The organism is Streptomyces sp. NPDC057654 (genome assembly GCF_042800135.1).
GTDB lineage: Bacteria > Actinomycetota > Actinomycetes > Streptomycetales > Streptomycetaceae > Streptomyces.
Window position 1 is genome coordinate 1 of record NZ_JBHVHQ010000317.1, and the last position, 8734, is coordinate 8734.

Genomic DNA, 8734 nt, shown 5'->3' on the forward strand with positions numbered 1-8734 from the left:
GCGGCGGGCCGAACCGGATTTTGGCGCGGCTCACCGTAGGGGCGATCGGGACGACGAACAATGACTGTGACGGAAGTTGCCTACAGGCAAGGGCAGTTAAGGCCATCACTGTACGGGCCGACCGCGCGCACGGTCATTCGGCGGCACGCCGCCGGGTCGGCCGCGCCCCCTCACGCCTCATCCCGTACGAGCCTCAGCAGCCGGTCCGCGACGGCGCCGTCCCCGGTCCGCACGCCGTCGTGCTCGAACTCGTCCGTGACCCAGGTGCGCAGCCCCCGGATCGCGCGGGCGGTGCGCAGCGAGTCCGCGGTGTCGACGTACAGGTCGTCGTGGTAGATCGCGGCGGCGACCGGCACCTCGTTGCGGGCGAGCCGCTCCGGGTCGTACAGCGGGCCCCACCCCTTCCGCTCGGCGAGCAGTTCGGCGGTGCGGCGCAGCGGGCGCAGGGCGGGGTGGGTGCGGAACATCCAGGGGTGCACCGTCTCGCCCGTGAAGAGGAAGGGGCCGCCGGTCGCGAAATGCCGGTCGAACTCGGGGAATTCGCCCCTGACGCGTTCGGCCGCCCAGTGCGTGACGTGCCCGTCCTGGGCATAAGTTGCCTCATGGAGCAGCGCGTAGAGGGGGTTGGCGGCGTGCGAGAGCACGGCGGCGGCCTGTTCCCCGAACTCGTCCGACAGCCGCGGCCCGGCGACGGTCGGCACGAACGCGGACTCCAGCATGTAGTGCAGCCGGTGCGAGCCGTCGCCCGTGCCGAGGAGGATGCCGAGCTGCTGGAACGCCTCGGGCGTGAGCAGCGTGCCGTCGGCCAGCACCTCCTCGCGGCCCGCGAGGTGCTCGGCGATGCGGCGGGCGGCGGCCTCGTCGCCCGGGTAACGGGCGTAATGGGCGTGGGTCTTGCGCTCCATGCGCGGATAGGCGGCGCGGTAGACGGCGTCCGCGTCGGCGTCGAGCCCCGGCAGCCCGCCGGTGATCAGCACCTCGGCGAGCCCCTCGGGCGCGTACGAGAGGTAGCTGACCGCGCAGAAGCCGCCGAAGCTCTGGCCCAGCACGGTCCAGGGCCGGCCGCCGGTGAGCTCGGCGCGGACCAGTTCGCAGTCGCGGACGATCGCGGCGGCGCGGAAGTGCGCGAGGTACTCCGCCTGCGCCTCGGGGCCCCCGCGCAGCGGCAGCGTCTGCCGGGTGGCGGGGGTGGAACGGCCGGTGCCGCGCTGGTCGAGGAGGAGGACGCGGTAGTCGTCGAGGACCCGGTCGAGCCAGTGGGCGCGGCCGACGGGACGGGGCGCGGCGCTGCCGGGGCCGCCCTGGAGGAACACCAGCCAGGGCAGGTCCTCGCGGGCGCGGGTCGCGGCGACCTCGCGCCCGTAGAGCCGGATCCGCTCGCCGTCCGGGGCCCCGTGGTCGAGCGGCACGTCGAAGACGTGGTCGGTGAGGACGAGACCTGGCTGGCGGACGGAGGTTTTCCCGGCGGCGGCCTTCGGCATCTGTTCCATCCTCACTTCGGCGGGGCGCACAGCAGCGCGTAACGGGTTCGACAATCCCACTTTCTCCGGGCACAACCTACCGAGGGGCAGCCGGTGGCTCAGAAGATCGACGACGGGGGGCGGGCGGACGACCCGGCCGCCATAGGGCGCCGCGTGCTGCGGCCGCGGCTCGCCGACGCGCGCCGGGCGCTGTCCACGGGCGCGGCCCAGGACGCCCGCGAGCTGTTCCGGCCGCTGCGCGAGGAGGCCGCCGCGCTCGGGCTCGTACCGGAGGAGTCGGCGGCGCTCCTCGGCCTCGGCGACTGCGCGCTGGAGACCGGCGACCTCGCCGACGCCCGCGACCGCTTCGCCGAGGCCGAACGGCTGCTCGCCGACGAGCCGCTGCCCCGCCGCGCGCCCGCGATCCGCGGCCGGGCCACCGCGCACCTCCTGGCGGGCGAACTGCACTACGCCTGCTACCTCCTGGAGTCCACGGTCGACGAGCTGAACGCCTCCGGGCAGCACGACCCGGACGCCCTGCTGCTCCTCCACACCGCCTCGATCGCCCCCTACATGGACATGGGCGCGCACGCCCGCGCCGCGCACGCCGCCGAGCTGGCGCTGGCCCTCGCCCCGCGGGCCGGCGACCCGGGGCTGGTCGCGGGGGCGCACCGCGGAGTGGCCCGCACGCTGCTCGCCGAGGGGCGGGCGGCGGAGGCCGGCGCCTCCCTCGACACGGCGCGCGAGCTGTACGAGCGGCTCCAGCTCCGCACCGGCCTCGCCCACTGCCACTGGATGCTCGGGTACGTGCACGCGCAGGACGGCGACCTGGAGCGGGCCGAGCGCGAGCTGCGCACGGCGCGCTCCATGCTGGCCGCCAAGCGGGCGGCGCTGTTCGTCGTGCAGGTGGAGGTGGAGCTCGCCGACGTACTGCGGCGGCGCGGCCGGCCGGGCGCGGCGGAGGCGCTGCTGCTGCCGCTCCTGGAGGTGGCGGAGCTGAACGCCGAGCGGGGCGCGGTGCACGCGGGCGGCGCGCACCGGCTGCTCGGCCTCATCGCCGAGGACCGGGGGGACACGGAGTGCGCCGAGGAGCACTACTGCGCGGCGCTCTCGCTGCTGGAGCGGACCGGGGCGGCGGGCGACCTGGCGGACCTGTGCCGGCTGCTGGGCGATCTGCTGCGCCGTACGGGCCGGGTGGAGGCGGCCCTGGACGCGTACCGCACGGGGCTGGGGCACCGGGCCGCGCCCGGCACGACGACGCTGGGCCCGGCGCCGGTGTAGGGCCTTGCGTCAGCCGCTCTTGCGGTGCGGCTCCAGCAGCGCGTCCCAGCCGCGCCGCAGGTCCTGGTACTCGCCCTCGCACAGCTCCGCGCGCTCCGCTGTGAGCGTCTCGCCGTCGACGAGCTTCTTGTGGCGGGCCGGGGCGGAGCCGTAGACGTAGCAGCGGTAGTTGGCGGCGCGGGCCGCGTCCGGGGAGTGCTCGTCGGAGAAGTCGACGTCCTCGGGGCCGGCGTCGCGGGCGTAGAGCGCGTAGCTCTCGGCGGCGTCGAGGACCGCCGCGACGCCGGAAGAGCCCATCGGGATGAGGCTGTACGCGGCGAACTGGTCGGCGACGTCCTCCTCGCGGCCCGTGACCGGCAGGCGGAGCTTGTCCTTCAGGGCGTGCGCGATCTCGTGGTAGAGGGTCTCGGTGACCACGCCGGCAGTCTTGGCGTCGACGGTCCGGCGGCTGTTCCCGTCGTCGGCGCCGTCGCCGAGGGCCTCCTCGAACATGCCGTGGAGCTCCTCGACGGTGCCGTAGCAGATGGTGATCCGGCCGGTCTCGGCGTCGTACACGTCCTGTTCGGAACCGCCGCAGGACATGGCGACGATCTTGACGTCGGAGGGCAGCCGCACGCGTTCGCCGACGGCCCGGGCGACGCGCTCGGGGATGCGCCGCTCCATGAGGAAGGCCCGGCCTTCCCCTTTGCCGCCTTTCTCGGGCTCATAGGAGACGGACAGGCCGCCGCTTGTGGGGGACGCGGCGGCCTGCGACTCGTCGCCGACGCATGCCGTGGTGGCCGCGGCGCAGACGCCCATGACCGCCAGAGCCGCCGCGGTGCGCCCGAGGGCGCGACGACGCTCCATGCGGTCGGACGGCCTGGAGCGGCCTCCGGCATGGTGCAGCATGGACAGCACTCTGCCGGAGAGTTCCCTGGTACGGAATCCGCCGCGGGTCTTGGATCACCCCCGCCGATGGGCGGGGGTGCGCCCGGTCCGCCGGTCCGCTTCGCGGGCCGGTGCGGCAGGCTTGAGGCGGACGGTACGCGCGACGGAGCGACCCCGACAGAGCAGAGGCGAGGTAACGGGCGGTGATCCGGGTAGCGGTGGTGGACGACGAACAGCTCGTCCGGTCCGGGCTGCGGATGATCCTGGGCACGGCCCCGGACATCGAGGTGGTCGCAGACTGCGGCGGCGGCACGGCCGTGGAGACCGTGCTGGGGCGCGCGCCCGACGTCGTCCTCCTCGACATACGGATGCCGGACGTGGACGGGCTCACGGTGCTGCGCAGGCTGCGGGCGGAGCGGCGGCCTCCGGTCGTGGCGATGCTCACCACCTTCGACGCCGACGAATACCTCACGGCGGCGCTGCGCGCCGGGGCCTCCGGCTTCCTCCTCAAGGACACCGATCCGGAGCAGCTCGTACGGTCCGTACGGACCCTCGCGGCGGGCGGCAGCGTCCTGGACCCCGGCGTCACCCGCGCCGTCATCGGCGGCTATCTGGCGGCGGGCGCGGAGACGCGCGCGGCCGAGGCCGTACGGGGGCTCACGCCGCGCGAACGCGAGGTCCTCACGCACGTCGGCGCCGGCCTCTCCAACGCCCGCATCGCGGACCGCATGGGGCTGGCCCCCAGCACGGTCAAGGACCACGTACGCGCCGTGCTCGGCAAACTCGGCGGCCTCAACCGCGTCCAGGCCGCCATTGTCGCGGACCGCGCGGGCCTGGTCACGGGGCTGATCCGGCCCCGGCCGACGGCTGCCGCCGGTGGCTCCGCCCTCGACCCCGCCAGTCCCTCCGATCCCCCGGCCCACGGCCGGGGGCCGGCCGTGCCGCCGGCATGAGGGCGGCCATGGCAGGAACGGCCGTCGCCGACGCGGGCGCCGGTGCGACGGCGGGCGCGGGTGCACGGGCCGTACGGACGGGCACCCGGCCCGAGGCCGGACGGGGCGCCGGGGCCTCGGCGCCGCAGGCGAACACCACAACGGACGCGGCGGTACGAGCCGTACGGGCGCACACCACGGGCCCGGCCGAGCGGGAAGCCGCCGTGGCCCCGGCGTCGGAGGCGAACACCGCGACGGACACGGCGGTACGAGCCGTGCGGGCGCACATCACGGCCCACGCCGGGCGGGGATCCACCGTGACCCCGGCGCCGCAGGCGAACACCGCGCCCACGGCCGGACGGGAGGCCGCCGCAACGCTGACGCCGGAGCCGGACACCGCACCGCGAGCCGCGCGGGCGCACACCACGGGCCCGGCCGAGCGGGAAGCCGCCGTGGCCCCGGCGCCGGAGGCGGCAGCACGAGCCGTACAGGCGCACACCACGGCCCACGCCGAGCGGGAAGCCGCCGTGGCCCCGGCGTCGGAGGCGGACGCCGCGACGCGCGCGGCACTGGCGCGAGCGGGGCAGGCGGGGGACGTACCCCGCGCCGTCGCCTCGCCCGCCGTGAGGCGACGCCCGTGGTGAAGAAGTGGCGGCGGGGCCACCGGCCCGGCGGCCTGTGTGCGGGCCGCATGGCCATCGTCGTGCCCGTGCTGCTCGCGCTCGCCGACGCCGTGCTCGTCAACGGGGTCGATCTCGGGCTGGAGCTCGGTGTCTCGCTGGCGGCGGCGGCCGTGCTGCTGTGGCGGCGGCGGTTTCCCGTCGCGGTGTTCGCGGCGACGCTGCCGGGGATCTACATCGGCTATATCTGGTTCGCGCCGATGATCGCCCTGTACACCGTGGCCGCCCGCCGCACCGACCGGCGGCTGCTCGCCGCCGCCGGGTTCCTGCTGGTGCTCGCGCACTTCCTGCCGTATCCGCTCTCCGAGCTGACCTGGGACGAGCCCCGGCAGACGGCCCTCGCGCTGGTCGACGCGTGCGTCAGCGCCGCCGCGCCCGTCGCGCTCGGGCTGCTCACCCGCACCCGCCGCGAACTCGCCGCCCGGCTCGCCGAGCTGACCCGCAGCCGGGCCCGCGAGGACCGGCTGCTGGCGGACCAGGTGGTGGCCACCGAGCGCGCCCGCCTCGCCCGCGAGATGCACGACGTCGTCGCGCACCAGGTGAGCCTCATCAGCCTCCAGGCCGGGGCCGTGCAGATCAGCACGGCCGACCCGACGGCGCGCGACGGGGCCCGTACGATCCGCGAACTGTGCGTACGGACCCTGGACGAGCTGCGCCACCTGGTCGGCATCCTGCGCGCGGCCGGCGGCGACGCCGAGGAACTGGCCCCGCAGCCGCGCCTCGCCGACCTGCCGCGGCTGATCGAGGTGAGCGCGCTCGACGTGGCGTACGAGCACGGGGAGGGGGGTGATGGAGGCACAGCGCCTGCCGCCCGCTATCCCGAGGCGGTGGAGCGGGCCGCCTTCCGTACGGTGCAGGAGGCGCTGACCAATGTGCGCAAGCACGCGCCGGGCGCGCGGGTACGGGTCCGGGTCGGCGAGTCGGACGGGGCGCGGCTGCTGGTCGAGATACGCAACGGGCCCGCGGACGCGGCGCTGGCCGCGCCGGGGCTGCCGGGCGGCGGCCACGGTCTGGTGGGGCTGCGGGAACGGGCGCAGAGCCTCGGCGGCACGCTGGAGGCGCACCCGACGGGAGAGGGCGGCTTCGTCGTACGTGCGGAGTTCCCGGGTCCGTGACGACGCGGTCCACGACAGCGCGGCACGTGACAACGCGGCGCCTGACAACGCGGCACGCGACGACGCGGAACGGGCTACGCGGACTACGCCGAGAACGCGCTACGCCGAGAGCGGGTCCGCGGCCTCGTCCGTGGCGCTCGCCAGGTCCGGGTAGACCTCGAACAGGCGGCGCACGCCCAGCGCGGAGAGCACCCGGTTGACGTGCGAGCCGTCGACCGCGCCCTGGGCGGGCAGGATCAGGCGGAGACGTCCCTGACAGGACCGCATCAGGCGGCGGGCGGCGATGAGCACGCCGACGCCGCTGGAGTCGCAGAAGCGGACCTCTCCGAGATCGAGCACCAGGCTCCGGCGGCCTTCGGCGACCGCGTCGTGCACGTGCTGCCGCACCGCCGGCGAGGTCACCAGATCCATCTCGCCGGAGACTTGCAGCACGGCCCAGTGGCCCTGTTCGCCCTCCATCACTTTCAACGTCACGCGCTCGAAGCCCCTTCGCTCGGTCGCCCTGTCGCTCGCTGTCCGGCGGCTGTCCGGAACGGGCCCTTCCACGACTGCGGCTGCCCGGCCGCTCCCTCATGAAACACCGTGCGGCGTAAAGGGCTCGTGACGACCCTATGCCCACCTGGGGTGCAGAAACCCCAAAGTTCCGGTCACACCCGCATAACTCATCGGCGTATTCAGGCAGGAACGATCCGGATCGATCAGGGACAACCCACACAAAGTGACCGGACTTATACCATCCGCAGCCAGTCGGGCGCGCACTTTGCCGCAAATCGACGTGCGTTGTCGGTGGCTGGGACTACATTCGATGAGTATGTGAGCGCGCGCACAAACTGCCCGCGAGCTGCCGGGAAGGACGGGGGAACCGGCGGCGGACCAGCAGCGGAGCGGGTGGGGAACCCGCCGGGAAAAGATCGGGACGGCTTCCTCGAAACGGCTTCGTACCCATGGGTAGCGCGGTGCAGGACGGGTAGCCAGACCAGAGGTGAACGGATGGGGGCCGCATGACGAATGACGCACCACCCCGCTGGGACCGCATGATGCAGCAGCGGCTCGCGCGGGGCGAGGCCGCCGCGCTCGGAGAGCTCTACGACCGCTTCGCCTCGCTCGTGCACGGCCTCGCCCACCGCGTCCTCGACGACGAGGAGGCCGCCGACCGCATCACCCGCGAGGTCTTCGGCTACGTCTGGGAGCACCCGGACGCGTACGACCCCAAGCAGGGCTCCCTCCGCTCCTGGATCGCCAAGATCACCCACCGCCACTCCGTCCAGCGGCTGCGCCACGACGAGACGCACGGCGAGGGCACCCCCGAAGAGGTCGAGGAGAAGGTCCGCGAGGCATCCGCCGCCGCCCGCGCCGACTACATCGTCACCTCCATGCCCGCACCCCTGCGCGCCGCGCTCGAACTCGCCTACTTCCGCCGCCTCGACTACCGCCAGGCCGCCGCCGACCTCGGCGTCACGGAGGACGAGGCCCGCCGCCGGCTGCGGCTCGGCCTCCAGCTGCTCTCCACCGCCCACCACTCCTCCCGCTCCATCCCGCCGCCCGGCTACGGGAGGGCGCTGTGAACGAGCGGTGCGGCCCCGGGCGGTGGGACCCCGACGACGGCTCCTGGGACCGGAACGAGGGCGGCACGGGACCGGGGGCGCGCGGGAATCCGGGCGGCGGCCGGGACGACGGCACGCCCGGCGACGGCACGCGCGCCTCCCCCGGCCCCGCCACGCCGCCGCGCATACCGACTCCGCGCGCCGCCCCCGAGGACGGCGACCGCTGGCCGTACCCCACGCAACCACCCGCCCCGGCCCCGGACACCATGCAGCCTCAGCAGGCACAGGAATCCCCGCCCCCGACCCCGCCGGCTCCCACGCCCCCGCCTCCGCCTCCGGAGGAGGCCGCTTCAGCCGGTCCCCGGTCGCACAAGGTGCTCAAGTCGCTGCTCGGCGCGTGGGCCCTGGCCGCCTGCTCCAGTGAGGAGACCCTGGAGGTCGAGGCGCACCTCACCGAGTGCGCGGCCTGCGCCGACGAGGCCGTGCGGCTGCGTGACGCGGTGGGGCTGCTGCACCCCGAGGAGAACCTCGACCTCGACCCGATGCTCCGCTCCCGCGTCCTCGAAGGGTGCCTCGGCCGCCGCCCGGCCCGTATCCCGGTGCCCGACTGGGCCGCCCCGTACGACGCCGAGGCCGCCCGGCTCGACGCGCTGCTGCGGGACATGGGCGAGGCGGAGTGGCGGGCGCCGGTCAGCCTGCGGTGGTTCGAGGGCCGCCGGGCGGTGCGGCGCGACACCACGGTCGCCGGGGTCATCGGCCATCTCATGACCGTCGACGGCCTCGTCGCCGCCTCGCTCGGCCTCGCCGACCCGCTGCCGGGCGGCGAGGAGGGCTCCCCCACCGCCCGTACGGAGG

The 8734-nt window shown here is 75.1% G+C and carries 9 protein-coding genes; 6 read left to right on the top strand and 3 right to left on the bottom strand.

Annotation, left to right across the window (positions count from 1 at the left end):
• Nucleotides 1–170: 170 nt before the first annotated feature.
• Nucleotides 171–1481 carry an alpha/beta fold hydrolase gene (locus tag ACFU99_RS22630; protein ID WP_384394740.1) on the bottom strand — a complete coding sequence of 437 codons (1311 nt, stop codon included), beginning with the start codon at nucleotides 1479–1481 and terminating at the stop codon, nucleotides 171–173.
• A gap of 105 nt (nucleotides 1482–1586) precedes the next feature.
• On the opposite strand from ACFU99_RS22630, the gene ACFU99_RS22635 reads away from it, so the two are divergent.
• Nucleotides 1587–2741 (top strand): tetratricopeptide repeat protein, encoded by a 1155-nt coding sequence (locus ACFU99_RS22635; RefSeq protein WP_384394751.1) that lies wholly within the window; start codon nucleotides 1587–1589, stop codon nucleotides 2739–2741.
• Between the two features lie 9 nt (nucleotides 2742–2750).
• On the opposite strand, the gene ACFU99_RS22640 is transcribed toward ACFU99_RS22635, so the two are convergent.
• Complete coding sequence (locus tag ACFU99_RS22640; protein ID WP_384394742.1) at nucleotides 2751–3629, bottom strand: DUF4344 domain-containing metallopeptidase; 879 nt, start codon at nucleotides 3627–3629, stop codon at nucleotides 2751–2753.
• Nucleotides 3630–3811: 182 nt separating this feature from the next.
• On the opposite strand from ACFU99_RS22640, the gene ACFU99_RS22645 reads away from it, so the two are divergent.
• From ACFU99_RS22645 to ACFU99_RS22655, 3 genes are read left to right on the top strand one after another with little or no spacing between them, the layout of a single operon-like run.
• Nucleotides 3812–4561 (top strand): response regulator, encoded by a 750-nt coding sequence (locus ACFU99_RS22645; RefSeq protein ID WP_384394744.1) that lies wholly within the window; start codon nucleotides 3812–3814, stop codon nucleotides 4559–4561.
• 8 nt (nucleotides 4562–4569) lie between these two features.
• Entirely contained in the window at nucleotides 4570–5184 is a 615-nt protein-coding gene (locus ACFU99_RS22650) for a hypothetical protein (RefSeq protein WP_384394745.1), read from the top strand.
• Nucleotides 5185–5231: 47 nt separating this feature from the next.
• Nucleotides 5232–6335, top strand: a complete 1104-nt coding sequence (locus ACFU99_RS22655) for a sensor histidine kinase (RefSeq protein WP_384394753.1) — start codon at nucleotides 5232–5234, stop codon at nucleotides 6333–6335.
• Nucleotides 6336–6434: 99 nt separating this feature from the next.
• Here ACFU99_RS22655 and ACFU99_RS22660 read toward each other — a convergent pair whose 3' ends face one another.
• A complete protein-coding gene (locus ACFU99_RS22660; protein ID WP_363131705.1) occupies nucleotides 6435–6794 on the bottom strand; it encodes an STAS domain-containing protein in 360 nt (119 codons plus the stop codon).
• A 542-nt stretch (nucleotides 6795–7336) separates the two neighbouring features.
• On the opposite strand from ACFU99_RS22660, the gene ACFU99_RS22665 reads away from it, so the two are divergent.
• Nucleotides 7337–7900: a sigma-70 family RNA polymerase sigma factor gene (locus ACFU99_RS22665; RefSeq protein ID WP_384394747.1), complete on the top strand. Its 564-nt coding sequence runs from the start codon at nucleotides 7337–7339 to the stop codon at nucleotides 7898–7900.
• The coding region (locus ACFU99_RS22670) for an anti-sigma factor family protein (protein WP_384394749.1) at nucleotides 7897–8734 on the top strand (838 nt) is incomplete at its 3' end. The genes ACFU99_RS22665 and ACFU99_RS22670, both read left to right, overlap by 4 nt.

Coding starts and splice junctions, on each gene's coding strand:
- ACFU99_RS22630 (WP_384394740.1), bottom strand. CDS start 1,481: ATGCCGAAGGCCGCCGCCGGGAAAACCTCCGTCCGCCAGCCAGGTCTC.
- ACFU99_RS22640 (WP_384394742.1), bottom strand. CDS start 3,629: ATGCTGCACCATGCCGGAGGCCGCTCCAGGCCGTCCGACCGCATGGAG.
- ACFU99_RS22650 (WP_384394745.1), top strand. CDS start 4,570: ATGGCAGGAACGGCCGTCGCCGACGCGGGCGCCGGTGCGACGGCGGGC.
- ACFU99_RS22655 (WP_384394753.1), top strand. CDS start 5,232: ATGGCCATCGTCGTGCCCGTGCTGCTCGCGCTCGCCGACGCCGTGCTC.
- ACFU99_RS22660 (WP_363131705.1), bottom strand. CDS start 6,794: ATGGAGGGCGAACAGGGCCACTGGGCCGTGCTGCAAGTCTCCGGCGAG.
- ACFU99_RS22665 (WP_384394747.1), top strand. CDS start 7,337: ATGACGAATGACGCACCACCCCGCTGGGACCGCATGATGCAGCAGCGG.